Genomic DNA, 24,780 nt, shown 5'->3' on the forward strand with positions numbered 1-24,780 from the left:
CAGCCTACCGATCCGGATGCCGCGCCACGGCGTCGATGACGCCTGACGGTCCACGGGCCCGCGCGCGGGCTTGGCGGGAACCGGGTCCATGAGCGAGAGTGTGACGATGGCACGCCACGTCAATGTGGACAACTTCGTCCGCGCCGAGACCGACCGCATGTTCGCCGACATCCAGCGGGACGCCGGCGGCGTGAACGTCTTCCGTCACAATCGCGAGCCCGCGGCGATCGACGAGCAGACCGTCATCCGGCTCAATCGCGACACCCTCTACAGCTTCGCGATCGTCGACCTCGCCGACGGTGCGAGCATCGAGATCCCCGAGCACGGCGATCGGTACGTGTCGGTGATGGTGGTCGACAACGACCACTACGTCCGCGCGGTGCTGCACGATCCCGGACACCACGACCTCGCCGCGGTCGCACCCGGCACGCGCTACGCGCTGGTGGCGGTGCGCACCCTCGTCGATCCGAGCGATGCGGCGGACATCGCCGCGGTGGCTTCGCTGCAGGACGAGTTCCGCCTCGAGGTTGGCTCGGGCGAGCCGTTCGAGAGCCCCGAGTACGACGCCGAATCGCTCGAAGAGACGCGCAACGGCCTGCTCCGGCTGGCTCGCGGCCTGCGCGCCTTCGACCGCACCTTCGGCGGGCCCGATGAGGTCGACCCCGTCCGCCACCTGATCGGGACGGCCGCGGGCTGGGGCGGTCTGCCGCTCAGCGAAGCCTCATACCTGGGGGTCTCGCCCGGTGTGGGCGTGGGTCACTACGAGCTGACGATGCACGACGTGCCCGTCGATGCGTTCTGGTCCGTCTCGGTCTACAACGCGCAGGGCTACTTCGAGCCGAACGACGACGGACGCTACACCGTGAACAGCGTCACCGGCGTCCCCGACGAGGACGGCGCCATCACCGTCCGCTTCACGCCTCCTGGCGAGGCCACGGGTCCGAACGACATCCCCGTGCCCGAAGGGTGGAACTACCTGGTGCGGCTCTACCGGCCGCGCCCGGAGTTCTTCGAGGGCGGATGGGAGGTCCCGGACCTCGTGCGACTGGAGAGCCCGGCATCCTCGGGGCCGGCCCAGGGGGATGCGGCCCGCGACGATGCGTCCCACGAGGATGGCGTCGCGGAGGACGCGGCCGCCGAGGACGCGACCACCGAGGAGAGCGTCGAGAACTCGGGAGCCGAGGACGGGTCCTCCGCCGACGGAGCACGCGAAGACGAGCACGCCGGGGACGCTGGTGCCGGCGAGACGCCTGGTGACGGCGAGGCCCGCGGCGACGCGCGGACCGCCTCCGACGACTGACGCCGAAGCCCGGGTCGATAGGATGGGGTGTAACCGTCCGATAACGGGGGAGTAGCCCATGCCAGGCATCGTGATCGTCGGAGTCCAGTGGGGAGACGAGGGCAAGGGCAAGGCCACCGACCTTCTCGGTGACCGCACCGACTGGGTCGTCAAGTTCAACGGCGGCAACAACGCCGGTCACACGGTCGTGATCGGCGACGAGAAGTACGCGCTTCACCTGCTGCCTTCCGGCATCCTCTCGCCCGGGGTGAACGCCGTGATCGGCAACGGCGTCGTGATCGATCTCGAGGTGCTCTTCAACGAGCTGAAGGCGCTGACAGCCCGGGGCGTCGACACCTCGAGGCTGCGGGTGAGCGCCAGCGCCCACATCATCACGCAGTACCACCGCACCCTCGACAAGGTCACCGAGCGCTTCCTCGGCAAGCGTCAGATCGGCACCACCGGGCGCGGGATCGGCCCGGCGTACGCCGACAAGATCAACCGCGTCGGCATCCGCGTCCAGGACCTCTTCGACGAGAACATCCTGCGCCAGAAGGTCGAGGGCGCACTCGAGCAGAAGAACCACCTGCTGGTCAAGGTCTTCAACCGCCGGTCGATCACGTGCGACGAGATCGTCGAAGATCTGCTGTCGTACGCCGAGCGCCTCCGCCCGATGGTGGCCGACACCGGCCTGCTGCTCAACGACGCGCTCGACCGCGGCGACGTCGTGGTCTTCGAGGGCGGGCAGGCGACCATGCTCGACGTCGATCACGGCACCTACCCGTTCGTGACGTCCTCGTCGGCGACCGCCGGCGGCGCCTCGACCGGATCCGGCGTCGGCCCGAACCGACTCGACCGCATCGTCGGAATCGTGAAGGCGTACACCACGCGGGTCGGGTCGGGCCCGTTCCCGACCGAGCTGTTCGACGAGCAGGGCGACTGGCTCCGCTCGCGCGGTTTCGAGTTCGGCACCACCACCGGGCGGCCCCGCCGCGTCGGCTGGTACGACGCGCCGATCACCCGCTACGCGACGCGCATCAACGGCATCACCGACCTCGTGCTCACCAAGCTGGATATCCTCACCGGTCTCGAGCAGATCCCGGTGTGCGTCGCCTACGACGTGGACGGTCGGCGCTTCGACGAGGTGCCGGTCAACCAGACCGACTTCCACCACGCCACCCCGGTGCTCGAGTACTTCCCGGGCTGGAGCGAAGACATCTCGGGTGCGCGCCGCTTCGAAGACCTCCCGGCGGCCGCGCAGGACTACGTCCTGGCGCTCGAGAAGCTCAGCGGCACGCACATCTCGGTGATCGGCGTGGGCGCCTCGCGCGACGCCGTCATCGTGCGCCGCGACCTCGTCGACTGACATGCGCCTGCTCGCAGGCGGGTACACGGCCGACATGGACGGGCGCGCCGAGGGCTTCGGGATGCTGCTGGCCGGCGCCCCGGACGAGCCTTCAGCCGGTGGGTCGCTGGCCTTCGCGGGGGTCCGGGCGGTCGTCGACTCCCCGTCGTGGCTGACCCGGCATCCCTCGCTCGACGTCGTCTACGCGGCGCTGGAGGCGAACGGGACCGTGCAGGCGTATCGCCGCACCGGCGAGGACGCGTACGCCCCGCTCGGAGCACCGGTCCCGGCGGGCGAGTCCGTCTGCCATCTCGCCGTCGCGCCCGACGGGGGCTCGCTCGTGGCATCGTGCTGGAGCGACGGGCGAGTCGTGCGGATGACGTTGGATGCCGACGGTCGGCCCTCCCGCCCGGTCATCGCCGCCGGGGCGGAGGACCCCTACGGCATCGGCGACCTCGCCGAGCCGCGCCCGTCTCGTGCGCACCAGGCGCGGTTCCTGGACGCCGGTCTGATCGCCACGACCGACATGGGACTCGATCTCGTTCGGTTCTGGCGCATTGCGGCTGGAGGACTTCGTGAGGAGCAGCAGGTCGTGCTCCCGCAGGGGAGCGGTCCCCGCCACACCGTCATGCACCCCGGCGGTCACCTGTACGTCGTGACCGAGCTGTCCGGCGAGGTGTTCGCGCTGGCGCCGGACCGCACGGGCAGATGGCGGATCGTCGCGGGGGCGATGCTCGGGGCGCTTCCCGGCGACACGGCGGCCGAGCTCGCGGTCTCGCGTGATGGCGAGACGCTGTACGCCGGTCTTCGCGGCAGCAACACCCTGGCTGTGCTGCGCGTGCACGGCGATGGATCCGATCTGCGGCCGACGGCCCTCCTCGAGGCGGGCGTCGACTGGCCGCGGCACCACCTCGTGGTGCGAGACACGCTGCTGGTCGCCGGTCAGCGCTCAGATGACGTGGTGTCGATGACGCTCGACCCGAGGACGGGTGTCCCGGGGCGGGTGCGCTCACGCGCGACGGTGCCGACGCCGACCTGCCTCGTCGCCCTGGCCTGACCGCCGCGGGTCAGACCTTGGCGTCCTGACGGGGGATGACGACCTGCTTGATGATGAGCAGGATCGAGGCGGTGACGGGGATGGCGATGAGCGCGCCGAGCAGGCCGAGCAGGGTGCCGCCTACGAGCGCGCCGATGACGACGAGCGAGCCGGGCACCGATACCGTGCGGTTCATCACGCGGGGCGTCACCACGTATGCCTCGATCTGCATGTAAACGAGGTAGGCCGCGGCGAAGATCAGTGCGGACAGGGGACTGTCGAACAGCGCCACGAAGGTGCCGATGATCCAGAAGAGCACCGGACCCACCAGCGGGATGATCGTGATGCAGAAGGCCACGACCGCCATGAGGGCCGGGAAGGGCAGCCCGATCAGCAGGTGCAGCAACAGAGTGAACATCGCGTTGAAGAACGCGAGCACGACCATGCCCATCAGGTAGCCGCCGACCGAGTCGGTGATCTGCTCCGTGAGCTCGGCCAGCTTCGCGCGATTGCGCGCCGGCGACAGGCGGTAGAGCGACTGCTTCATCGACGGCAGCGTCGCGATGAAGTAAAGGGTCAGCACGATCACGATGATGACGCCTGAGATCCCCGTCGCGATGCCGACCCCCACCTGCAGCACGCCGCCGCCGATCGCGGCGATGTTGGACGGGTTGAGCAGGAAGTTCTGGACCTCGTCGAGGATTGTGCCGACACTGTCGCCGAAGGTGCTCTCGAGCCAGATGAAGAAGTCGGTGCGCATGAAGTTGGCGATCGACTGCGGCAGGTCGGTGATGAAGCTCGCGACCTGACGCACCAGCGTCGGGATGACCAGCAGCAGCACGCCGACGAGCACCAGTGCGAAGGCGGTGAAGACGATCACGATCGACCACGTGCGAGAGACGTTGCGGCTCTGCAGCCAGCGGACCGCGGGGTCGAGGCCGAGCGCGGCGAAGAGCGCGAACAGGATGTAGATCAGAACGGTCGAGAGGCTGCCGAGTGCAAGACCCAGCAGCAGGGCGACCAGCGCGCCCAGGGTCACCGTGAAGCCCACGGCGAACGGCTGGGAGAGCCCCGCCCACACGAAGCGGTGGGAGTCCGCGCGATCTCTGGGTGACGGTGCGGAAGGAACGGGCGAGGACGATCCGTCGGTCATGTGCTCACTCTAGGGCGGGCGGCACCGGCTGGCGGAGGATCCGGCGGTATCGTCGTCGACGAGGAGGACGCCATGACAGACATCGGATCCGAGAGCTCCGCGCCCGCCCCCGCCGAGGAGGACGCCGGCGAGACCCTCGCGACGCTGCGGCGTCTGCGCAGCAGCATCGACAACGTCGACGCGGCCCTGATGTATCTGCTCGCCGAGCGCTTCAAGTGCACCAAGCAGGTCGGCGAGCTCAAGGCCGAGCACGGTCTCGCGCCCTCGGATCCCGCACGTGAGGAGCAGCAGATCGCGCGACTGCGTCAGCTCGCCGAGGACGCCGACCTCGACCCGGCGTTCGCCGAGAAGTGGTTCAACTTCGTCGTCGCAGAAGTCATCCGTCACCACACCGCAGCAGCCGACGGGCGCTGATCCGCGGTTGTCGAGCGGGGCTCGGTTTTGCCCTCACCGTCGATCCTCGATACGGTCGATCGAGGGCGATAGCGCCCGAACGACCAGTCCGCGGTTGCGACGAGGTGCGTGATCCTGGGGATCCCGCGTCGCGAGCGTATGGTCGGTGGTCTTGACGGTTCGCCCGATGCGGACCGTCGGCTGTGCCGCTGCGTCGCCCGGTTCGACGCGGGTCCGGCGCCGATGACCGCCACCCGGGCGTAACCGATGCTGAGCGCGCCCCCGCGCGCCGCCGAGGTGAGCACATGACCGTCGTCCCTGCGCTGGAAGCGCGAAATCTGTACAAGGTCTTCGGCCGGAATCCGAAGGACGCCGTCCGCAGACTCGAAGCCGGTCACTCCCGCGACGAGATCGCCGACACCGGGACGGCGGCCGTCATCGACGCGAGCTTCACCGTCGAGCGGGGCGAGATCTTCGTCATCATGGGCCTGTCGGGATCCGGCAAGTCGACGATCATCCGGATGCTGAACGGTCTTCACGACGCCACCGCCGGCGAGGTGGTCATCCACGGCGAGCCGATCACGGGCGTTCCCGGGTCGTCCTTGCGTGCCACGCGCCGCGACCGCGTCTCGATGGTGTTCCAGCACTTCGCGCTCCTGCCGCACCGCACGGTCGCCGAGAACGTCGCCTATCCGCTGGAGCTGCGAGGTGTCGGCCGTGCCGAGCGTCGCGCCAAGGCGGACGAGATCCTGGCGCTGGTGGGCCTTGACGGATGGGGCGACAAGCTTCCCGCCGCCCTCTCGGGCGGCATGAAGCAGCGCGTCGGCATCGCACGCGCGCTCGCCGCCGACACCGACATCCTCCTCATGGACGAGGCGTTCAGCGCGCTCGATCCGCTCATCCGCCGCGAGATGCAGGAGCAGCTGCTGTCGCTTCAGCAGAAGCTGCAGAAGACCATCGTCTTCATCACCCACGATCTGAACGAGGCGATGTTCCTCGGCGACCGGATCGCGGTCATGCGCGACGGGCGCATCGTGCAGATCGGGACCCCCGAAGATATCCTCACCGACCCCGCCAACGACTACGTCGAGCAGTTCGTGCAGGACGTCGACCGCGCGCGCGTGCTCACGGCCGCCAACGTCATGGAGCTTCCGCGCCCGGTCGTCAGCGAGAGCGGCGGGCCGCGCACCGCGTTGCGGCAGATGCGCGACGCCTACTCGTCGGCCGCGTACGTGACGGGGCGCGACCGCCGACTGCTCGGCATCGTCACCGACCGGGACGCCGTCAAGCTGGTGCGCCGCGGTGAGAACTCGCTCACGTCGGTGCTGCGTCCCGTGCCGCAGAGCGTCTCGCAGGACTCGGTCCTGATGGACCTGTTCGTGCCCGCCGTCGAGTCGCAGCTGCCTCTGGCGGTCACCGACGACGACGGGCGCCTCGTGGGGGTCATCCCGCGCGTGACGCTGCTGGCGGCGCTCGGCCCGGGTCCGAGCGACACCTCCGAGATCACGGTGCTGCCGCAGCCGATGCCGACGACCGAGATCGACGCGCTACTGGCGGCATCCGCCGACCACGGCCCGGCGGTCGACAACGAGGGGGTGCGCTGATGGAAGGGTTCCGGATTCCGGTCGGTGAATGGGTCGACACCGGCGTGGACTGGGTGCGCGACAACCTGGCGGGGCTCTTCGACGTCATCGCGGTCGTCGTGCGGTTCCTCGTCGACGGACTCACCGACGGCCTGACGGCCATCCCGGTGGCGGTCGCCATCGCTCTCTTCGCCCTGCTGGGCTGGTTCTTCCGGTCATGGCAGATGGCGCTCGGCACCGCGATCTCGTTCATCCTGATCGTCGCGATGGATCTGTGGGTCGCGGCGATGCAGACGCTCTCGCTCGTCCTGGTCGCCACCCTTGTGGCGCTGGTCATCGCGATCCCCCTCGGCATCTGGTCGGCACGCAACGACACGGTGCGCGCGATCCTCAAGCCGGTCCTGGACTTCATGCAGACGATGCCGGCCTTCGTGTACCTGATCCCCGCCATCACATTCTTCAGCATCGGTGTCGTGCCCGGACTCGTCGCGACCGTCATCTTCGCCCTGCCTCCGGGTGTGCGTCTGACCGAGCTCGGCATCCGCGGCGTCGACTCCGAGACGGTCGAGGCCGGCCACGCATTCGGCGCGACTCCGGGGCAGATCCTCCGTGGCATCCAGCTGCCCCTGGCGATGCCGACCATCATGGCCGGCGTCAACCAGGTGATCATGCTCGCCCTGTCCATGGCGGTGCTCGCCGGCATCGTCGGCGCGGACGGGCTCGGCAAGATCGTCGTGCAGTCGGTCTCGACCGTGAACCTCTCCCTCGGTGTCGAGGCGGGGCTGGGTGTCGTCATCCTCGCGGTCTTCCTCGATCGTGTGACCGCCGCGCTCGGCGATCCCGCCGACTACCCCACCTCGCTGCGACGCGTCATCGGCAGCCGTCGCGCACCCGAGCCGGCTCGGGCTGAGACCCACAACTGAATATCTGTACGGAACGAATGCAATCACACAGAACGATGAAGGGAAGCACCATGAGAAATCGACAGCTGACAGGAATCCTCGCCCTCGGCGCCGCCGCGACGCTCACGCTCGCGGGCTGCGCCGGAGGTTCCGATGACACCGGCAGCGGTGGCAGCGGCTCGGACGAGATGGGCACCATCACGCTCGGGTACCTCCCCTCGTGGACCGACGGCCTCAGCACCGCCTACCTCCTCGAGAACCAGCTCGAGAAGCTGGGCTACACCGTCGAGATGCAGGAGCTCACCGAAGCGGGACCGCTGTACGCGGGACTGGCGCAGGGCGACGTCGACATGTATCCGTCGGCCTGGCCCGAGCTGACCCACGCCTCGTACATGGAGGAGTACGGCGACGACATCGAGGACATCGGCACCTACTACGAGAACGCGGTGCTGACGATCGCGGTCCCCGATTACGTCGACATCGAGTCGATCGAAGACCTCAAGGGCAACGCCGACATGTTCGGTGGCCGGATCATCGGCATCGAGCCGGGCGCGGGTCTCACCGGCGTGACGCAGGACTCGATGATCCCCGCTTACGAGCTGGGCGACGAGTACGAGCTCGTCACCTCTTCGACCGCGGCGATGCTCACCGAGCTCGAGAACGCGATCGCCGCCGAGGAGGACATCGTCGTGACGTCGTGGCGGCCCTTCTGGGCGAACGACGCGTACAACCTGCGTGACCTCGAGGACCCGATGGGCGCCATGGGCGACCCCGAAGGCCTGCACTTCCTGGGAACCAGCGACTTCTCGGAGCGCTTCCCCGAGGCCGCTGAGCTCATCGCCGGCATCGCGCTCGACGACGCCGAGTACGCGTCGCTCGAGGACATGGTCGTGAACGAGTACGGCGAGGGCAACGAGCCCGAGGCGGTCGAGGCCTGGCTCGAGGCGAACCCCGACGCCTTCGACACCATCATCACCGACTGAGCAGCATCCGATCGGTGGGGGGCTCGGCTACGGCCGGGCCCCTTCGTCGTGGCCGGCCGGGCGGGGGTGGGTTGAACGACGGGCCGGAACGGGCCAGACGGGTGTGCGCGGTTGGTTGGCCGCCGCCGGCGGGTGCGGGGAGTGCTGCGGAGCGGACGCGCTGGACGCGTCCGCCGCCGGTGGCATGGCAGCGGCCAGCAGGCCGGGCAGCCGTTCGACGAGTGGCAGCACCGCGTCACGCCAACCGGCCGTCGGCAGATCCGAGCGGGCGGTGCCCTGCGCACTGCGCTCCGCCTCGGCGAACGTCCGCTCCACGGCGGACACGGCGTCGCGGTAGGCCGCGAACTGTGGGGGCGTCATCCGGTCCCGCGCCGATGCCGGGCGCAGGCCGTGCGCCTCGCGCTGGGCGCGCAGGAAGGCGAGGGTCGACGGATGCTGCGCATCGAGCATCTGCGGGAAAGACAGTGCCTTCGCCGCATCCGTCTCGTACTCGAGCCAGCGCGACGTCACGGCGTCATGCCGACTCATCAGGGCTTCGAGGGGGAGGGGTGAGCCGGTGAACAGGGCACGATAGCGGGCTCGCGACGCCTTCACCCGGCCACGGCTCGCGCGAAGTCTCAGCGAAGCGGCGCGCTCGGCTTGTTTGGCGGACAGCAGAACCTGCCGGGCCTCGATCGCCGCGCGCCCACCGATCGACGGCAGGCCGGACCGCGCTCTGGCCGCGAGCACCTCGGCTCGAGCGGTCCGCACGTCTACCCGTGCCGCCTGCAGCGCCTGGTGCGCGAGGCCCTCGTCGTACCGTGCGGCGTCGAGCTCCAGCCGGCGCGCACGTCGTCCTCGGGACGTGACCGCTCCGTATCCGGCAGCGGCTGCGCCGACGCCGGTGGGCGCGACCCACCACCAGGCGCCGAGAAGCTCGAACCAGGGGTCCACCCGGCCATGCTAACCCGACCCGCGCGCCGCGCAGAGAGTCCTCGGGGGACGCTCAGCCGAACAGCAGGGCGATGACCGTGGCGCCGCCGCCGACGAGGATGAGCGAGATGATGACGACCCACGCCACGACCTTCATCCGTCGCTGGCGTGCCTGACCGTACTCGGCGTAGTCGTCGTCGCTCATGCGCTCCAGTGTAGGCGGGTGACCGTGCCGTCCGATCAGGCGAAGGGCTCGCTCACGGTCGCGCCGAACGCGGCCGGGAGCGTGGCGGTCGACAGCCCGCGCAGCTCGGCCAGCGGCACCGTGAACAGGCCCTGCACCTCGAGCGCCGCGGGCTCGCCGTCCTCGACGACGTCGGTGACGCCGATGCGCAGCACCGGATAGCCGCGTCCCTCGCAGAGGCCGCGGAACTTCACGTCGTCCTCGCGGGGCACACTCACGATGACACGACCGGTGGACTCCGAGAACAGCGCCGTTGCGGCATCCACCCCATCGCGCTCGAGCAGCTCGTCGAGCCACACGCGAGCGCCGACGTCGAAGCGCAGCACCGCCTCGGCGAGCGCCTGGGCGAGGCCCCCCGACGACAGGTCGTGCGCGCTCGAGACGAGCGACTGCAGCGAGGCGGCGTGGATGAGCTCGGCCAGACGCTTCTCGCCGGCGAGGTCGACCGCCGGCGGACGACCGCCGAGGTGGCCGTGGATCGTGCCGGCCCACTGCGACCCGTCGAGCTCGGCGGCGGTGGTGCCGAGGAGGTAGATGTTCTCCCCGGCATCCTGCCAGCCCGACGGGATGCGGCGGGCGACGTCGTCGATGATGCCCATGACGCCGACCACCGGGGTCGGGAAGATCGGCTGGTCGCCGGTCTGGTTGTAGAACGACACGTTGCCGCCCGTGACGGGGACGCCGAGCTCGAGGCACGCGTCCGACAGGCCCTCGACGGCCTGCGAGAACTGCCACATCACTTCGGGATTCTCGGGGCTGCCGAAGTTCAGGCAGTCGGTGACCGCGGTGGGCGCCGCGCCCGAGACGGCGACGTTGCGGTACGCCTCAGCCAGGGCGAGCTGCGCTCCCGCGTACGGGTCGAGCTGGCAGTAGCGGCCGTTGCAGTCGGTGGCGATCGCGAATCCGAGCCCGGACTCCTCGTCGACGCGGATCATGCCGGCGTCATCGGGGAACGACAGCGCGGTGTTGCCCATGACGTAGTAGTCGTACTGATTGGTCACCCACGACGTGTCGGCGAGGTTCGGGCTCGACACCAGGCGCGTGAACTGCGCCCGCAGCTCGTCGCCGGAGTCGGGGCGAGGGAGTGCGGCGGCGGTGTCGTCGCGGAGCGCGTCGATCCACGTCGGGTAGGCGACCGGACGCTCGTACACGGGGCCGTCGACGGCGACCGTGGACGGGTCGACGTTGACGATCTCCTCGCCGTGCCAGAAGATCTGCAGCCGGCCGTCGCCGGTCACCTCGCCGAGCACGCTCGTCTCGACGTCCCACTTGCCGGTCACGGCGAGGAACGCCTCGAGCTTCTCGGGCGCGACGATCGCCATCATGCGCTCCTGGCTCTCGCTCATGAGGATCTCCTCGGGCGTGAGCGAAGGGTCGCGCAGCAGCACGTTCTCGAGGTCGACGCGCATGCCCGAACCGCCGTTGGCGGCCAGCTCGCTGGTCGCGCACGAGATGCCGGCGGCACCGAGGTCCTGGATCGCCTCGACGAGCTCGCCGCGGTAGAGCTCCAGGCAGCACTCGATGAGCACCTTCTCGGCGAACGGGTCGCCGACCTGCACGGCGGGGCGCTTGGTGGGGCCCCCGTCGGCGAACGTGTCGGAGGCGAGGATCGACGCGCCGCCGATGCCGTCGCCTCCGGTGCGAGCGCCGAACAGCACGACCTTGTTGCCCGCACCCGAGGCGTTCGCGAGCTTGAGGTCCTCGTGGCGCAGGACGCCGACCGCGAGGGCGTTCACGAGCGGGTTGCCCTGGTAGACGGCGTCGAAGACGGTCTCGCCGCCGATGTTCGGCAGCCCGAGGCAGTTGCCGTAGAACGAGATGCCGCTGACGACGCCGTGGACGACGCGTGCGGTGTCGGGGTGGTCGATCGCGCCGAAGCGCAGCTGGTCCATGACGGCGACCGGGCGCGCGCCCATCGAGATGATGTCGCGCACGATGCCGCCGACGCCCGTCGCGGCGCCCTGGAACGGCTCGATGTAGCTGGGGTGGTTGTGCGATTCGACCTTGAAGGTCACCGCCCAGCCCTCGCCGATGTCGACCACGCCGGCGTTCTGACCCATGCCCACCATGAGCCGGGTCTTCATCTCGTCCGAGACCTTCTGCCCGAACTGGCGCAGGTAGATCTTCGAGGACTTGTACGAGCAGTGCTCGCTCCACATCACCGAGTACATCGCCAGCTCGCCCGACGTGGGGCGGCGGCCCAGGATCTCGCGGATGCGGTCGTATTCGTCGGGCTTGAGCCCGAGGGCGCCGTACGGCTGCTCCTTCTCGGGTGTCGCCGCGGCGTTCTCGACGGTGTCGGCGGCGGGGCGCGCCGTGGCGGGGGAATCGGTGGGAGTGGTCATGCGGCTGAGCTCCAGAAATCGCGGGCGCCGGACCGCTCCATTCTAGGGGCGCGCCGCTGGAGACCTCTTGACGGATGCCGGGGGTCGGCGTAACGTGCAACCAAATGGTTGTACAAACGAGGCTCAGCGATGACGAGATCGACCGTGTGTTCCACGCGCTCGCCGCGGCGACACGGCGCGACATCCTGCGGCGCGCCATCGAGGCGGAGCACTCCGTGTCGGCGCTGGCCCGCTCGTACGACATGTCGTTCGCGGCCGTGCAGAAGCACGTCGCCGTCCTCGAGGCCGCGGGCCTCATCATCAAGCGCGCCGAAGGGCGCGAGCGGCTCGTCCGCGCGGATCCGGCCATGATCGCCCGTGCCCGCGCGCTCCTCGCCCGCTACGAGGAGATGTGGCGCGCCCGCATCGACCGCCTCGACGCCCTGCTCTCCGAAGACCCCTCCCCGGAACCGATCGCACACGAAGGAGATTGACATGCCTGTCACCGAGGTCACCACCGATCCCGAGGCACTCACCATGACGCTGACCGCGGACGTCGCGGCATCCGTCGACCGGCTGTGGGACGCCTTCACCGACCCGCGCCAGCTGGAGCGGTTCTGGGGCCCGCCCGGATACCCCGCCACCTTCACCCAGTTCGACCTCGAAGTCGGCGGACGCGCGCGGTACGTCATGACCAGCCCGCGCGGCGAGCAGTTCCACGGTCTGTGGGAGTTCCTCGAGATCGACGGGCCGCGGTCGTTCACCGCGCTGGACTCGTTCGCCGACGCCGACGGCCAGGTGCTCGCCGACATGCCGACGTCGCGGATGGTGTTCGTGTTCGAACCCACCGAGACGGGCGCGCGGCTGCGCAACACCACCTACTTCGACTCCGCCGACGCGCTCGAGCAGGTCGTGGCGATGGGCGCCGTCGAGGGTTCGACGATGGCGATGAACCAGCTCGACCGGGTGCTGGAGGGCCTGCGGGCCTACGCCGCCGGCAAGGGCACGCAGACCGAGCTGCTCGACGACACGCACGTGCGCATCACCCGCCTCATCGAAGGGCCCCGCGACCTTGTGTGGCGTGCGCACCACGACCCGGAGCTGCTCACGCAGTGGCTGCTGGGCCCCGACGGATGGCGCATGTCGGTGTGCGAGGTCGATCCCGTGGTCGGCGGACGCTACCGCTACCAGTGGGAGCCGGTCGGCGACACCGAGGGCGAGGCGTTCGGATTCGACGGCGAGACGCTGCTGATCGACGCGCCGCGCCGGTCGGTCACCACCGAGCACATGACCGGCACCGACTTCCCCTCCACCCTCAACGACCTCACCCTCGACGAGGAGGACGGCGCGACGCTCATCACGGTGCTGATCGAGTATCCCGACAAGGCCACGCGCGACATGGTGCTGGCCACCGGGATGACCGACGGCATGGAGACCAGCTACGCCCGATTGGAGCGCACTCTCGTGTCGGCCTGATCCCGTGTCGGTGTGGGGCGCGGCATCCGCTCGCCTACGATGAGCGCGTGGACTTCTCCTTTGCCTTCACGCCCGACCTGATCGCGGTCTTCCTCACGCTGTTCGTGCTCGAGGTGGTCCTCGGCGTCGACAACGTGATCTTCATCTCGATCCTGGCCTCCAAGCTCCCGAAGGAGCAGCAGGCCAAGGCGCGGAACCTCGGCCTCACGCTGGCGATGGTCATGCGCGTGCTGCTGGTGCTGGCCGCCGGCTGGATCATCACGCTGAAGGACGACGTCGTCGAACTGTTCGGCATGGGCTTCTCGTGGAAGGACTTCATCCTCATCGCGGGTGGACTGTTCCTCATCTACAAGGCCACGACCGAGATCCACCACAAGCTCGAGGGTGCCGAAGAGGAGCACGGCGCCGGGGGCGGCAAGGCCATCACCTTCGGGTCGGTGATCGCGCAGATCCTCGTGCTCGACCTCGTGTTCTCGCTCGACTCGGTGATCACCGCCGTGGGCATGACCGAGAACGTCGTCGTGATCATCACGGTGGTCGTGCTCTCGTTCGGCATCATGCTGTTCGCCGCGCGCTTCATCTTCGCCTTCGTCAACAACCACCCGACGGTGAAGATGCTGGCGCTGGCGTTCCTGCTGCTGATCGGTGCGTTCCTCGTGGCCGAGGGCTTCGGCTTCCACATCGAGAAGGCGTTCATCTACGGACCGATGGCGTTCGCGATCCTGGTCGAGGCGCTGAACCTCACCTACGCGGCGCGCAAGGCCAAGCGCGAGCAGAAGCGTGCGCACGCGGTCAAGCTGCGCCCGCAGTACCCGGACGTCGACGAGTCGGTGGCCGTCGCGGCGGCGCTGTCCAAGGACCGCACCGCCGGAGCCGTGGGCCTGTCGCGGCGCCCGGTCGCCGGCGACGCCCCGTCGTCCGACGAGCGCGCCGGCCTCGGCTGACCCGCCCCGCTGCCTCCCGCCCGCCGGGCGGCCCGGCGGGGACGTGCGGGCGGGGACGTGCGGGCGGGGACGGCGGGGACGCGTGCGCACGTGCCCCTCGCGTGCGTGATTTCCCCGCACGCCGGGGCGTCGTGCGCACGCGCCCCCAGGCCGGAGGCCGCCGGGCTCTACTGACCCCGGTACGCGTGCGCACGCGTCACTCCCGTGCGTGAATACCCCGCACGCGGGGGCGGCGTGCGCACGCGTCCCCGAGCGGCGAGCCCGCCGGCAGCGGCCCGCCGGCAGCGGGCCAGCCGGCCACCCCGGCTGAGGCGGGAGGGGCGTCAGGCGCGGGCGAGGGCGTCCTCGAGGGCGACCCACGCCAGCATCGCGCACTTGACGCGGGCCGAGTACTTCGAGACCCCCGACAGGGCGGCGGCGTCCGAGAACGTCTCCTCATCGAGCGGGATCTTGCCGCGCGAGCGCAGCGCCTCGCGGAAGCCGTCGATGAGCGTCGTCACCTCGGCGCGCGTGAGGCCGTCGTCGCCGCCGTCCTCCTCGAGGAGCGCGACGAGCATCGACGCGGACGCCTGCGAGATCGAGCAGCCGGCACCCTCCCACGTGACATCGCGCACGCGATCGCCGTCCATGCGCACCCGCAGGGTGATCTCGTCGCCGCACACCGGGTTCTTCTGGTGCGAGGTCGCCGTGGCACCCTCGTCGTCGGCCAGCCCGAACCCCTTGGGCCGCTTGGAGTGGTCGAGGATGAGCTCCTGGTAGAGGGATTCGAGGCTCACGAGGCGACTCCGAAGAACGAGCGGATGCCGGACACGGCGTCCAGGAAGACGTCGACGTCGTCGGCGGTGTTGTACAGGGCTGCGCTGGCGCGCACCGACGCGGTCATCCCGAAGCGGCGGTGCAGCGGCTGGGCGCAGTGGTGCCCGACGCGGACGGCGATGCCGCGCGCGTCGAGGAACTGACCGGCGTCGTGCGCGTGGACGCCGTCGACGTCGAACGCGCACAGCGCGACCCGGTCGACCCCTTCGGCGTCGCCGAGCAGGCGGATGCCGGGGATCTGCCGAAGCCCTTCGCGCATGTGCGCCTCGAGCCGCGTCTCGTGCGCGTGCACCGCGGGCATGCCCACGCGCTCCAGGTAGCGGACCGCCTCGGCGAGGGCCACCGCCTGCGACACCGGCTGCGTGCCCGCCTCGAACTTCTGCGGCGGGGGCAGGTAGTCGGCCTCGTCGAGGGTCACGGTGGTGATCATCGATCCGCCGGTGAGGAACGGCGGCAGGGCCTCGAGCACCTCGGCCCGCCCGTACAGGCCGCCGATGGCGTAGGGACCGAGCATCTTGTGGCCCGAGAACACCGCCAGGTCGACGCCCAGGGCGGGCAGATCCAGCGGCAGGTGCGGCGCGGACTGGCACGCGTCCATGACGGTGAGGGCACCGGCATCCTTCGCCCGCGCGATCAGCTCGTCGACGGGATTCACGATGCCGAGCACGTTCGACACGTGAGGGAACGACACCACCCGGGTGCGCTCGCCGATGAGGTCGGCGGCCGCCGCCATGTCGAGGGTGCCGTCCTCGTGCACGGGGATGTGGCGGAGGACCGCGCCCGTGCGGGCGGCGAGCTCCTGCCACGGGATGAGGTTGGCGTGGTGCTCGCTCTCGGTGATGACGATCTCGTCGCCCGCGCGCAGCGCGTACGGCGCGCTCGCCGGTGCGCCGCGGCCGATCGCGGCGTTGCCGAGCGCGTACGCGACGAGGTTGATGCCCGCGGTGGCGCCGCTGGTCCACACGAGCTGCTCGGGGGCGGCGCCGACGAAGCCGGCGACGGTCTCGCGGGCGTCCTCGAAGGCGTCGGTCGCCTCGGCGGCGAGCGTGTGGGCGCCGCGGTGGACGGCGGCGTTCGTGCGCGAGAGGAAGTCGACCTCGGCATCGATCACGGCGCGGGGCTTCTGGCTCGTCGCGGCCGAGTCGAGGTAGACCAGGGGCTGGTCGTTCACGCGCTCGCCGAGCAGCGGGAAGTCCGCGCGCAGGGCCGCGGCGTCGAGCGCGGGCGCGTCAGCGGAGGTGGAAGGGGGAGCGGGGGTCACCCCTCCAGGCTACGCCGCGTCGCGGCATCCGGTCTCGGGGTCTGCTCAGCCCAGGAACTCGCGCGCGGCCACGACGATGTTCTGCACGCCGTTGTCGAGCGTCGGCTGCAGCACCGGTGCGAAGAACGGCGAGTGGTTGGTGGGGATGTCGCGCTCGATCGTGCCGCGCCGGTGCGCCTCGGCGTACGCGTGCGGATCGACCCCGCCCCAGAACCAGTACACCAGCGGGGCGCCGGACTCGCGGGCGAACCACGACACGTCCTCGCTGCCGGTGAACATGCCCGGGTCGACGACGGCGTCCTCGCCGAAGTGCCGTGCGAACGCGGCGCGCAGGCGGTCGGTGGCCTCGACGTCGTTGATGGTGGGCGGCAGCGAGTGGTCGACGCTGATGACCGGCTCGACCTCTGCTCCGGATGCCGCGGCCTCGGCCCGCACGATGCGCTCGACCTTCTGCATCACGCGCTCCCGGGCGGCGTCGTCGGGGTAGCGCAGGCTCAGCTCGAGCACCGCCTCGGCGGGGATGATGTTGTTCTTCAGGCCGGCGTGGATGGAGCCGACGGTGACGACGGCGACGTCGCGGGGATCGACCTCGCGCGAGACGATCGTCTGCAGGCGCATGACGGTGGCGGCGGCCATGACGACCGGGTCGATCGTGGAGTGCGGACGCGAACCGTGCCCACCGCGGCCGTGCAGCACGACGCGCAGGCCGTCGGAGGCGGCCATCTGGGTGCCGCTGCGCACCCCGATGGTGCCGGCGGGCAGCGGGGTGACGTGCTGGCCGAGCACGACGTCGGGCTTCGGGAACCTCTCGAGCACGCCGTCGGCGATCATCGCCTGGGCGCCGGCGCCGTACTCCTCGGCGGGCTGGAAGACCGCCACGACGGTGCCGTGCCACTCGGACTTCGTCGCGACGAGCTGCTCGAGGGCGCCGATCATCGCGCTCACGTGCATGTCGTGGCCGCACGCGTGCATGACGGGGACGTCGGAGCCGGCGGGATCGACGCCGCGCGCCGTGCTGGCGTAGGCGAGGCCGGTGCGTTCTTCGACCGGCAGGCCGTCGGTGTCGGCGCGGAGCCACACGACCGGTCCCTCTTCGGCCGCCCCCGCGTCCGCCTCGGGGTTGCGGATGATCGCGGCGATGCCGGTCTTGCCGATGCCCTCCTCGAACTCGATGCCGAGTTCGGTGAGTCTGGCCGCGATCACGCCGGCTGTGCGCGTCTCTTGGAACGACAGCTCGGGGTGGCGGTGCAGATCGATGTAGAGGGCGTCGAGGTCGATCGTCATGGGTCCGAGCCTACGCGGAGGCGGTCCTGAGGGTGCCCTGGGGGGCCCGGCGGTCACTCCACGCGTCGCGCGGTCGACCCGCGCACGACGAGGTCGTAGGGCAGCGCCCCGGGCACGTGGCTCTCGGCCTTGTCTCCGGCGGCCAGCAGTTGGAGGATCGCCTCGGCGGCCCGCTCGCCCTGTCCGAGGGGGAACTGGTCGACGGTGGTGAGGCGGAAGAAATCGCCCAGCTCGTGACCGTCGATGCCCACGACCGACAGATCCTCGGGCACGCGATAGCCGAGCTCGCGGGCCGCCAGGAGCGCGCCGATCGCCATTTCGTCGGATGCCGCGAAGATGGCCGTCGGGCGTTCGCCGGGCCTGCCCAGCAGCTGCTTCGCGGCGCGGAATCCGCCCTCGATCGTGAAGTCCGCCGGCTCGTACAGCGCCGGATGCACGGGGATCCCCGCGTTCGTCAGTGCGGATTCGAAGCCCTGCCGACGCTGGGTGGGCACGTGGAAGTCCACATCGAACTCGGGGCTCGCGCCGATGTGGGCGATGTCGCGGTGGCCCAGTGCGATCAGGTGCTCGGTGGCCAGGCGCGCCACGGCCAGGTCGTCGACGGTGAGCGTGGCAAGGCCCGGGTTCGGTCCGCCGATGGCGATGACGGGCAGATCCAGCGCGCGCAGCCGCTCGATCTCGTCGTGTCCGAGCTCGAGCGAGATGGCGATCACACCGTCCACGCGCTGACGGCGCAGGAACGTCTCGAAGATGCTGTGACGCTGCGCGCGATCGGCGGTGAGGTTGTACAGCGTGATGTCGTACCCCTGCCGCATGAGCGCGTTCGCGATGCCGCTGAGCACGGTGCTGAAGAACCAGCGGTCGAGGAACGGCACCAGCACGCCGATGTTGCGCGTGCGCCCGGACGCCAGGCTCGACGCCGACGCCGAGACGACGTAGCCGAGCGCCTGCGCGGCGATCTCTACGCGTGCCCGGGTCGCGCTGGACACATGGCCGCGCCCGCTCAGGGCACGCGAGACGGTCGCCGTCGATACGCCCGCCTTGCGGGCGACCTCGTCGATGCTGACCACGCCGTCACCTCGTTCTCTCCGGGCCGGACGGCCCGATCCGTCAGCCCTGCGCCATCCACACGGTCGTGTCGGCGGGGAGCCGGTCGCCGTCGATCGGACCGCTGGCGACGATGACCACGCCCTCGGGCAGCGCGATCGGCGTCGTCCCGGCGTTGGCGACGACGGTGACCTCGCCGTTGCGGAAGGCCACCGCATCCGGTCCGAGCCCGTCGATCCACTCGAGTGCGCCGCTGCCCAGACCGTGGGCACGGCGGGCCTCGAGGAGCGCCCGGTACAGGGACAGGGTGGAGGCGGGGTCGTCGACCTGCTGGTCGCGGGCGAGCGTCGCCCACTCCGCGGGCTGCGGCAGCCACGAGGCGCCGGTGTCGTTGAACCCGTAGGCGTCGCCGGTCGCGGTCCACGGCAGGGGCACGCGGCAGCCGTCGCGTCCGTAGCGCTCGCCGCCGGTGCGGAACCACGTCGGGTCCTGACGGGCTTCTCCGGGGATGTCGATGACCTCGGGAAGGCCGAGCTCCTCGCCCTGGTACAGGTACGCCGAGCCCGGGAGCGCGAGCATGAGGGCGGTCGCGGCACGTGCGCGACGCAGGCCGACCTCGGGGATGGGCTTGCCGGGGGAGTCGGGGCCGATGCCGTGACCCTGCGGGTTCTCGGCGGTGAGCGCGAGACGCGAGGCGTGGCGGACGACGTCGTGGTTCGACAGCACCCACGTGCTCGGCGCGCCGACGGCGGCATAGGCGCGGATCGACTCGTCGACGACGTCGCGGAGCGCCGCGGCGTCCCAGCCGGTCTCGAGGTAGGCGAAGTTGAACGCCTGGTGCATCTCGTCGGGGCGAACCCACAGCGCCGTCTGCTCGGGCGTGGGCAGCCAGGCCTCGGCGCACAGCGCGCGGTCGCCGTCGTACTCGGCCAGCAGCGTGTGCCAGTCGCGGTAGATCTCGTGAACGCCGTCCTGGCCCCAGTAGGGCACGCCGGCCTCTTCGCCGCCCATCGACCCCGCGTCGGGGTCGGGCGTGTAGTCCGGCAGTCCGTCGGCCTTGATCATGCCGTGGGCGACGTCCACGCGGAAGCCGTCGACCCCGCGGTCGAGCCAGAAGCGCAGGATGCGACGGAACTCTTCGCGCACCTCGTCGTTGGTCCAGTCGAAGTCCGGCTGCGTCGAATCGAACAGGTGCAGGTACCACTGGCCGGGCGCCCCGTCCTCCTCGACCACGCGGGTCCACGCCGGCCCGCCGAAGACGGATTCCCAGTTGTTCGGGGGCAGCTCCCCGTGCGCGCCCTGCCCGTCGCGGAACATGTAGCGCGCGCGCTCGCGGCTGCCCGGGCCTGCGGCCAGGGCCTGCTGGAACCATTCGTGCTGGTCGGAGGAGTGGTTCGGGACGAGGTCGACGATGACCCGGATGCCGCGACCGTGAGCTCCGTCGAGCATGGCGTCGAAGTCCTCGAGCGTGCCGAACAGCGGGTCGACGTCGCAGTAGTCCGACACGTCGTACCCGGCATCCTTCTGCGGGGACCGCTGGAACGGGCTCAGCCAGATGGCGTCGACGCCGAGCTCGGCGAGGTCGTCGAGCTTGGCCGTGATGCCCGGCAGGTCGCCGATGCCGTCGCCCGAGGCGTCCGCGAAGGAGCGCGGGTAGATCTGGTAGATGACGGCGGTGCGCCACCACTCGGAACCGGGAGCGGAGGGGAGGGCGCCGGTGCGGGGGGCGGTCTCGGTCGAAGGCATGCGGAACAGGATACTGCAAGCGCTTACATGTCACGTGATCGGAGCCTGTGCGCCCGGCGGGACTAGGGTGGGCGCGTGCCTGAAGACGCCCTCGCCCGTGCCGAGTCGCTCATCCGGACGATCCCCGACTATCCCGAGCCCGGGATCCTGTTCCGCGACATCACGCCGCTTCTGGCGGACGCGGCCGCACTGCGCGCGGTCACCGAGGCCCTCATCGCTCCGTTCGCCGGAGAGTTCGACATCGTCGCCGGCGTCGAGGCGCGCGGCTTCCTCCTCGCGGGCGCCATCGCGCTGACGGCCGATGTCGGTCTCGTGCCGATCCGCAAGGCGGGCAAGCTGCCGCGGCCAGCGGCATCCGTCTCGTACGCCCTCGAATACGGCACGGCCACGATCGAGGCCCACGACGACCTTCCCGCCGGCGCCCGCGTGCTCCTCGTGGACGACGTGCTGGCCACCGGCGGCACGCTGGTCGCCGCCCGCGAACTGGTCGAGGCGCTCGGCGGCGTCGTCGTCGGCACCACGGTGCTGATGGAGCTCGAGGCACTGGGCGGACGCGCCGTGGTCGGCGAGGTCCACAGCGTCGTGCGGACCGAGTGATGAGCCTCCTGCAGGAGTACGCCGCCGGTCTCAGCCGCACGACGCTCCCGCTGGACGCGGACTCGTCGGCGGTCCGCTACGACGAGGTGATCGCCCCGGGCGGCGGCCTCCGCCCCGCGTGGAAGACCCTCGCGGCCGCCACGGTGGGCCTCACCGGCGACGCGATCGCCCGGGTGGACGCCGAGATCGCCCGGACGCTCGCCGATGACGGCGTCACCTACGGGCACCCCGTGCACGGCCCGCGACCGTGGCGACTGGACCCGCTGCCGCTCGTGCTGGATGCCGCGACGTGGTCGCGCCTGGAACTGGGCCTTGCCCAGCGGGCCGAACTCCTCAACGCGATCATGGCCGACGTGTACGGCGACCAGCGTCTGCTCGCCGAGGGCGTCATCCCCGCGGCCGCCGTGGTGGCGCACCCCGGATTCGTGCGGGCCATCGCGCGGCCGAGCGTCGCGACGGACCCCTCGCTGCTGATGTCGGCCACCGACCTCGGCCGCGACGAGGACGGCGAATGGCGCGTGCTCGCCGACCGGGTCCAGGCGCCCTCGGGGCTCGGCTACGCGATGGAGAACCGGCTGGTGCTCTCGCGCACCCTTCCCGACCTCTACGGCGACGCCGACCTCCACCGCATGGACCCGTACTTCGCGGTGCTGCGCGACGCGCTGCTGCAGTGCGCGCCCACCGACGACCCCGACCCGCGCGTCGTGGTGCTCTCACCCGGCACGCACTCTGAGACCGCGTACGACCAGGCCTTCATCGCCAACACCCTCGGCTTCCCGCTCGTGCAGGGAAGCGACCTCGTCGTCAGCGACGGCTACGTGTGGATCAAGCCGGCCCGCTGGCCGCATTCGGCGCCGGTCGACCGGGTCGACGTGATCCTTCGCCGCGTCGACTCGACGTGGTGCGACCCGCTCGAGCTGCGCGGCGACTCGCAGCTGGGCGTCGCCGGGCTCGTCGAGGCGGTGCGGCGCGGCCGCGTCCACGTCGTGAACGGCCTCGGCGCCGGCGTCCTGGAGAACCCCGCGCTGCTGCCCTACATGGCCGCCGCGTGCGAGCGGCTCCTCGGCGAGCAGCTGCGACTGCCCTCGGCGCCCGCCTGGTGGTGCGGCGACCCCGAAGGCCGCGACCGCGTCCTGGAACGTCTGCGCACCGACCCCGACGGCATCCTGCTGCGACACCTCGACGGCACGGCCGTCGGGCTCGGCGCGACCGCCGTCGCGGGCGACACCCCGGCCGGCGGCGCGCCGGTCGGAGGCACGCGGGATTCCGGGACGGCCGAATCCGCGGACGCCCTCGTGACCCGCATCCTGGCGCATCCCTACCGTTACGTCGGCGTGGACCGCCTGCCCCTGTCGCAGGCCCCGGTCTTCACCGCCGGAGCCGCCGCCGCCCACCCCCTCGTGCTGCGGGCCTTCACCGTCCGGTACGGGCCCGCCTATCGCACGCTCGCCGGCGGGATGGCCACGGCGCGCGACGTCGACGGGGCCCCGCTCACGAAGGACGTGTGGGTGCTGAAGGCCGACCCGGCCGAGCCCGACCAGGGGCTCGCGGGCGCTCCGCGTCTGACGATGATTCCCTCCATCCCGGCCCTGGCTCCCCGAGCCCTCGAGGACATGTACTGGGCCGGCCGCTACGCCGAGCGCTCCGAGGATCTGCTGCGACTGGTGCTCGCCACCCAGGCGCACCTCGAGCGCGGACGGACCAGGACAGCGGATGCCGCGCCGGTGCTCTTCGGCGTGCTCCGACGACTCGCCGGTCACCGCTTCGACGATCCCGCTGACGAGCTGCGGTCGCTGCTGGTCGACGACGCGCGCGCCGGCTCGGCCGCGCACGCCCTCTCGGGGATGCGCGACGCGCTGGAGGGCGTGCGCGATCAGCTCTCGGGCGACACGTGGCGCGTCTTCGCGATCGCCGACCGCGCCAAGAAGGCGGCCACGACCTCGACGCACGTTCCGCAGATCGCCGAATCCGCCGGCCGCATGCTCAGCGGCGTGCTGTCGCTGCACGGCGTCACCGCGAACATGATCCGCGACCCGGGCTGGCACATGATCCAGGCCGGACGCTACCTCGAGCGCGCCGCGCAGCTGTGCACGCTGCTGTCGGCCACGACGCGTTCGCACGCCGGGGCGATCGACCGCGAAGTCCTCGACGGCGTGCTGCTCGCCGCCGAGAGCCTCGTCACCCACCGCCGGCGGTACCGCGGCTACGGGCGCATCCGCAGCGTGGTGGAACTGCTCCTGCTCGATCCGGACAACCCGCGGTCGATGGCGTTCTCGCTCGAGCACCTGCGCGCGCACCTGGCGGCGCTGCCCGATTCCACCGGCTCCACTCGGCCCGAGCGGCTGCGCCACGAGCTCGCCGACCGGCTCGCCGCCGTCGACCCCGCCGTGCTGGCGGTCGAGACCGACGGGCGCAGGGGGGCGCTGGCCGACCTCCTCGACGAGACGGCCGCCGGGCTGCGTCAGCTGTCGGACGCGATCGCCGACGTGCACTTCGCCGGCGGCCCACCCGCGGTCCAGCTGTCGTCCCTCGCCCTCATCGAGGAGATCGGCCGCGCATGAGGTACCAGCTGTCGCATCGCACCGAGTACTCCTACGACAAACCCGTCCGCAACAGCCTGGGCGTCCATCATCTGCGTCCGCGCGAGCTGCCGTGGCAGAGCGTGGCCGCGCACAGCGTCACGATCGACCCGCTGCCCGGCGACCACGCGCCCGATGTGGACTACTACGGCAACTCGGTGACGTACTTCCACGTCACCGAGCCGCACCGGCACCTCGTCATCGACTCGTCCAGCGAGGTCACGGTCGACCGCCCGCGGTATGACGACGCCGCCCTGGCCCAGCCGTGGGAGACCGCCCGTCCCCTCGTCGGTCTCTCGCCCGATGCGTGGGCGGCGACGGAGTTCGCGCTGGAATCGCCGCGGGTGGCCCACATCCCCGAGGCCGCGGAGTACGGTGCCGTCTCGCTCGCGCCCGGACGCCCGCTGGGCGAAGCGGTCACCGATCTCATGCAGCGCATCCACCGCGACTTCGACTACGACACCAAGGCGACCACCGTCACGAGCACCGTGGCCGACGCCATGCGCAAGCGCGCGGGCGTGTGCCAGGACTTCGCCCACGTCGCCCTCGCGTGCCTGCGCAGTCACGGCGTCGCCGCCCGCTACGTCAGCGGGTACCTGGCCACCCAGCCGCCGCCGGGCAAGGAGCGGGTGGTGGGGGCGGATGCGTCCCACGCATGGCTCGCGGTGTGGGTTCCGGCATCCGGGGAATGGCTCGCGATCGACCCCACCAACGATCAGTGGGCGAACGAGCGCTACATCACGGTCGCGTGGGGTCGCGACTACGGCGACGTGTCGCCTGTGCGCGGCATCATCTGGTCGAAGGCGAAGAGCTCCACCCTGCGCGTCGCCGTCGACGTCGCACCCGGCTGACCCCTGAGCCATACGCCCCCGCAGG

22 protein-coding genes are annotated in these 24,780 nt (G+C 70.9%); 13 read left to right on the plus strand and 9 right to left on the minus strand.

Annotation, left to right across the window (positions count from 1 at the left end; genetic code table 11):
• Nucleotides 1–106 precede the first annotated feature (106 nt).
• The 3 genes from Q9S36_RS20670 to Q9S36_RS20680 are packed head-to-tail and all read left to right on the plus strand — an operon-like array spanning nucleotide 107 to nucleotide 3,681.
• Nucleotides 107–1,300, plus strand: coding sequence for a DUF1254 domain-containing protein (locus Q9S36_RS20670; RefSeq protein ID WP_311286741.1), 1,194 nt, complete (start codon nucleotides 107–109; stop codon nucleotides 1,298–1,300).
• A 58-nt stretch (nucleotides 1,301–1,358) separates the two neighbouring features.
• Nucleotides 1,359–2,645 (plus strand): adenylosuccinate synthase, encoded by a 1,287-nt coding sequence (locus Q9S36_RS20675; protein ID WP_251455156.1) that lies wholly within the window; start codon nucleotides 1,359–1,361, stop codon nucleotides 2,643–2,645.
• A gap of 1 nt (nucleotide 2,646) precedes the next feature.
• Nucleotides 2,647–3,681: a beta-propeller fold lactonase family protein gene (locus Q9S36_RS20680; protein WP_311286742.1), complete on the plus strand. Its 1,035-nt coding sequence runs from the start codon at nucleotides 2,647–2,649 to the stop codon at nucleotides 3,679–3,681.
• A 10-nt stretch (nucleotides 3,682–3,691) separates the two neighbouring features.
• On the opposite strand, the gene Q9S36_RS20685 is transcribed toward Q9S36_RS20680, so the two are convergent.
• The gene (locus Q9S36_RS20685; protein WP_311286743.1) at nucleotides 3,692–4,813 is read right to left on the minus strand and encodes an AI-2E family transporter; all 1,122 of its coding nucleotides are present in this window, start codon (nucleotides 4,811–4,813) and stop codon (nucleotides 3,692–3,694) included.
• 72 nt (nucleotides 4,814–4,885) lie between these two features.
• Between Q9S36_RS20685 and Q9S36_RS20690 the strand changes: the two genes are divergently transcribed.
• The 4 genes from Q9S36_RS20690 (at nucleotide 4,886) to Q9S36_RS20705 (ending at nucleotide 8,674) form a co-directional block, all read left to right on the plus strand.
• The gene (locus Q9S36_RS20690) at nucleotides 4,886–5,227 is read left to right on the plus strand and encodes a chorismate mutase (protein WP_311286744.1); all 342 of its coding nucleotides are present in this window, start codon (nucleotides 4,886–4,888) and stop codon (nucleotides 5,225–5,227) included.
• A 284-nt stretch (nucleotides 5,228–5,511) separates the two neighbouring features.
• Entirely contained in the window at nucleotides 5,512–6,810 is a 1,299-nt protein-coding gene (locus Q9S36_RS20695) for a glycine betaine/L-proline ABC transporter ATP-binding protein (RefSeq protein WP_311286745.1), read from the plus strand.
• On the plus strand, nucleotides 6,810–7,712 hold the full coding sequence (locus Q9S36_RS20700) for a proline/glycine betaine ABC transporter permease (RefSeq protein ID WP_311286746.1): 903 nt from the start codon (nucleotides 6,810–6,812) through the stop codon (nucleotides 7,710–7,712). Before Q9S36_RS20695 ends, Q9S36_RS20700 begins: the two co-directional genes overlap by 1 nt.
• A 50-nt stretch (nucleotides 7,713–7,762) precedes the next feature.
• Nucleotides 7,763–8,674, plus strand: a complete 912-nt coding sequence (locus tag Q9S36_RS20705; protein WP_311286747.1) for a glycine betaine ABC transporter substrate-binding protein — start codon at nucleotides 7,763–7,765, stop codon at nucleotides 8,672–8,674.
• A 27-nt stretch (nucleotides 8,675–8,701) separates the two neighbouring features.
• Here Q9S36_RS20705 and Q9S36_RS20710 read toward each other — a convergent pair whose 3' ends face one another.
• Genes Q9S36_RS20710 through purL form a run of 3 tightly spaced genes read right to left on the minus strand, consistent with a single transcriptional unit; the run spans nucleotide 8,702 to nucleotide 12,175 of the window.
• Nucleotides 8,702–9,607, minus strand: a complete 906-nt coding sequence (locus Q9S36_RS20710) for a hypothetical protein (protein WP_311286748.1) — start codon at nucleotides 9,605–9,607, stop codon at nucleotides 8,702–8,704.
• Between the two features lie 52 nt (nucleotides 9,608–9,659).
• Nucleotides 9,660–9,791, minus strand: a complete 132-nt coding sequence (locus Q9S36_RS20715; protein WP_285814612.1) for a hypothetical protein — start codon at nucleotides 9,789–9,791, stop codon at nucleotides 9,660–9,662.
• A 35-nt stretch (nucleotides 9,792–9,826) separates the two neighbouring features.
• Nucleotides 9,827–12,175, minus strand: a complete 2,349-nt coding sequence (purL, locus tag Q9S36_RS20720; protein WP_311286749.1) for a phosphoribosylformylglycinamidine synthase subunit PurL — start codon at nucleotides 12,173–12,175, stop codon at nucleotides 9,827–9,829.
• A 104-nt stretch (nucleotides 12,176–12,279) separates the two neighbouring features.
• Here purL and Q9S36_RS20725 point away from each other — a divergent pair, with 104 nt between their 5' ends.
• From Q9S36_RS20725 to Q9S36_RS20735, 3 genes are read left to right on the plus strand one after another with little or no spacing between them, the layout of a single operon-like run.
• Nucleotides 12,280–12,648: a helix-turn-helix domain-containing protein gene (locus tag Q9S36_RS20725; RefSeq protein ID WP_311286750.1), complete on the plus strand. Its 369-nt coding sequence runs from the start codon at nucleotides 12,280–12,282 to the stop codon at nucleotides 12,646–12,648.
• Between the two features lies 1 nt (nucleotide 12,649).
• The gene (locus Q9S36_RS20730) at nucleotides 12,650–13,630 is read left to right on the plus strand and encodes an SRPBCC family protein (RefSeq protein ID WP_311286751.1); all 981 of its coding nucleotides are present in this window, start codon (nucleotides 12,650–12,652) and stop codon (nucleotides 13,628–13,630) included.
• A gap of 47 nt (nucleotides 13,631–13,677) precedes the next feature.
• A complete protein-coding gene (locus Q9S36_RS20735) occupies nucleotides 13,678–14,574 on the plus strand; it encodes a TerC family protein (protein ID WP_311286752.1) in 897 nt (298 codons plus the stop codon).
• A gap of 323 nt (nucleotides 14,575–14,897) precedes the next feature.
• On the opposite strand, the gene sufU is transcribed toward Q9S36_RS20735, so the two are convergent.
• Genes sufU through Q9S36_RS20760 form a run of 5 tightly spaced genes read right to left on the minus strand, consistent with a single transcriptional unit; the run spans nucleotide 14,898 to nucleotide 20,728 of the window.
• Nucleotides 14,898–15,350 (minus strand): Fe-S cluster assembly sulfur transfer protein SufU, encoded by a 453-nt coding sequence (sufU, locus tag Q9S36_RS20740; protein WP_311286753.1) that lies wholly within the window; start codon nucleotides 15,348–15,350, stop codon nucleotides 14,898–14,900.
• Nucleotides 15,347–16,651: a SufS family cysteine desulfurase gene (locus Q9S36_RS20745; protein WP_311286754.1), complete on the minus strand. Its 1,305-nt coding sequence runs from the start codon at nucleotides 16,649–16,651 to the stop codon at nucleotides 15,347–15,349. Before Q9S36_RS20745 ends, sufU begins: the two co-directional genes overlap by 4 nt.
• A gap of 45 nt (nucleotides 16,652–16,696) precedes the next feature.
• On the minus strand, nucleotides 16,697–17,935 hold the full coding sequence (locus tag Q9S36_RS20750) for an amidohydrolase (protein WP_311286755.1): 1,239 nt from the start codon (nucleotides 17,933–17,935) through the stop codon (nucleotides 16,697–16,699).
• Nucleotides 17,936–17,988: 53 nt separating this feature from the next.
• Complete coding sequence (locus Q9S36_RS20755) at nucleotides 17,989–19,005, minus strand: LacI family DNA-binding transcriptional regulator (RefSeq protein ID WP_311286756.1); 1,017 nt, start codon at nucleotides 19,003–19,005, stop codon at nucleotides 17,989–17,991.
• Nucleotides 19,006–19,045: 40 nt separating this feature from the next.
• Nucleotides 19,046–20,728: a glycoside hydrolase family 13 protein gene (locus Q9S36_RS20760; RefSeq protein ID WP_311286757.1), complete on the minus strand. Its 1,683-nt coding sequence runs from the start codon at nucleotides 20,726–20,728 to the stop codon at nucleotides 19,046–19,048.
• Nucleotides 20,729–20,803: 75 nt separating this feature from the next.
• Here Q9S36_RS20760 and Q9S36_RS20765 point away from each other — a divergent pair, with 75 nt between their 5' ends.
• The 3 genes from Q9S36_RS20765 to Q9S36_RS20775 are packed head-to-tail and all read left to right on the plus strand — an operon-like array spanning nucleotide 20,804 to nucleotide 24,755.
• Nucleotides 20,804–21,325: an adenine phosphoribosyltransferase gene (locus Q9S36_RS20765; protein ID WP_311286758.1), complete on the plus strand. Its 522-nt coding sequence runs from the start codon at nucleotides 20,804–20,806 to the stop codon at nucleotides 21,323–21,325.
• Entirely contained in the window at nucleotides 21,325–23,886 is a 2,562-nt protein-coding gene (locus Q9S36_RS20770) for a circularly permuted type 2 ATP-grasp protein (protein WP_311286759.1), read from the plus strand. Before Q9S36_RS20765 ends, Q9S36_RS20770 begins: the two co-directional genes overlap by 1 nt.
• Nucleotides 23,883–24,755, plus strand: a complete 873-nt coding sequence (locus Q9S36_RS20775) for a transglutaminase family protein (RefSeq protein ID WP_311286760.1) — start codon at nucleotides 23,883–23,885, stop codon at nucleotides 24,753–24,755. Before Q9S36_RS20770 ends, Q9S36_RS20775 begins: the two co-directional genes overlap by 4 nt.
• Nucleotides 24,756–24,780 lie beyond the last annotated feature (25 nt).

This window comes from Microbacterium sp. ARD31 (assembly GCF_031844425.1).

What these genes read in the sequence shown, in the direction of transcription:
- Q9S36_RS20695 (WP_311286745.1), top strand. Translation starts at nt 5,512, where the DNA reads ATGACCGTCGTCCCTGCGCTGGAAGCGCGAAATCTGTACAAGGTCTTC.
- Q9S36_RS20750 (WP_311286755.1), bottom strand. Translation starts at nt 17,935, where the DNA reads ATGACGATCGACCTCGACGCCCTCTACATCGATCTGCACCGCCACCCC.
- Q9S36_RS20700 (WP_311286746.1), top strand. Translation starts at nt 6,810, where the DNA reads ATGGAAGGGTTCCGGATTCCGGTCGGTGAATGGGTCGACACCGGCGTG.
- Q9S36_RS20775 (WP_311286760.1), top strand. Translation starts at nt 23,883, where the DNA reads ATGAGGTACCAGCTGTCGCATCGCACCGAGTACTCCTACGACAAACCC.
- Q9S36_RS20690 (WP_311286744.1), top strand. Translation starts at nt 4,886, where the DNA reads ATGACAGACATCGGATCCGAGAGCTCCGCGCCCGCCCCCGCCGAGGAG.
- Q9S36_RS20670 (WP_311286741.1), top strand. Translation starts at nt 107, where the DNA reads ATGGCACGCCACGTCAATGTGGACAACTTCGTCCGCGCCGAGACCGAC.
- Q9S36_RS20680 (WP_311286742.1), top strand. Translation starts at nt 2,647, where the DNA reads ATGCGCCTGCTCGCAGGCGGGTACACGGCCGACATGGACGGGCGCGCC.
- Q9S36_RS20675 (WP_251455156.1), top strand. Translation starts at nt 1,359, where the DNA reads ATGCCAGGCATCGTGATCGTCGGAGTCCAGTGGGGAGACGAGGGCAAG.
- Q9S36_RS20685 (WP_311286743.1), bottom strand. Translation starts at nt 4,813, where the DNA reads ATGACCGACGGATCGTCCTCGCCCGTTCCTTCCGCACCGTCACCCAGA.
- Q9S36_RS20725 (WP_311286750.1), top strand. Translation starts at nt 12,280, where the DNA reads ATGGTTGTACAAACGAGGCTCAGCGATGACGAGATCGACCGTGTGTTC.
- Q9S36_RS20715 (WP_285814612.1), bottom strand. Translation starts at nt 9,791, where the DNA reads ATGAGCGACGACGACTACGCCGAGTACGGTCAGGCACGCCAGCGACGG.
- Q9S36_RS20705 (WP_311286747.1), top strand. Translation starts at nt 7,763, where the DNA reads ATGAGAAATCGACAGCTGACAGGAATCCTCGCCCTCGGCGCCGCCGCG.
- Q9S36_RS20760 (WP_311286757.1), bottom strand. Translation starts at nt 20,728, where the DNA reads ATGCCTTCGACCGAGACCGCCCCCCGCACCGGCGCCCTCCCCTCCGCT.
- purL (WP_311286749.1), bottom strand. Translation starts at nt 12,175, where the DNA reads ATGACCACTCCCACCGATTCCCCCGCCACGGCGCGCCCCGCCGCCGAC.
- Q9S36_RS20770 (WP_311286759.1), top strand. Translation starts at nt 21,325, where the DNA reads ATGAGCCTCCTGCAGGAGTACGCCGCCGGTCTCAGCCGCACGACGCTC.
- Q9S36_RS20730 (WP_311286751.1), top strand. Translation starts at nt 12,650, where the DNA reads ATGCCTGTCACCGAGGTCACCACCGATCCCGAGGCACTCACCATGACG.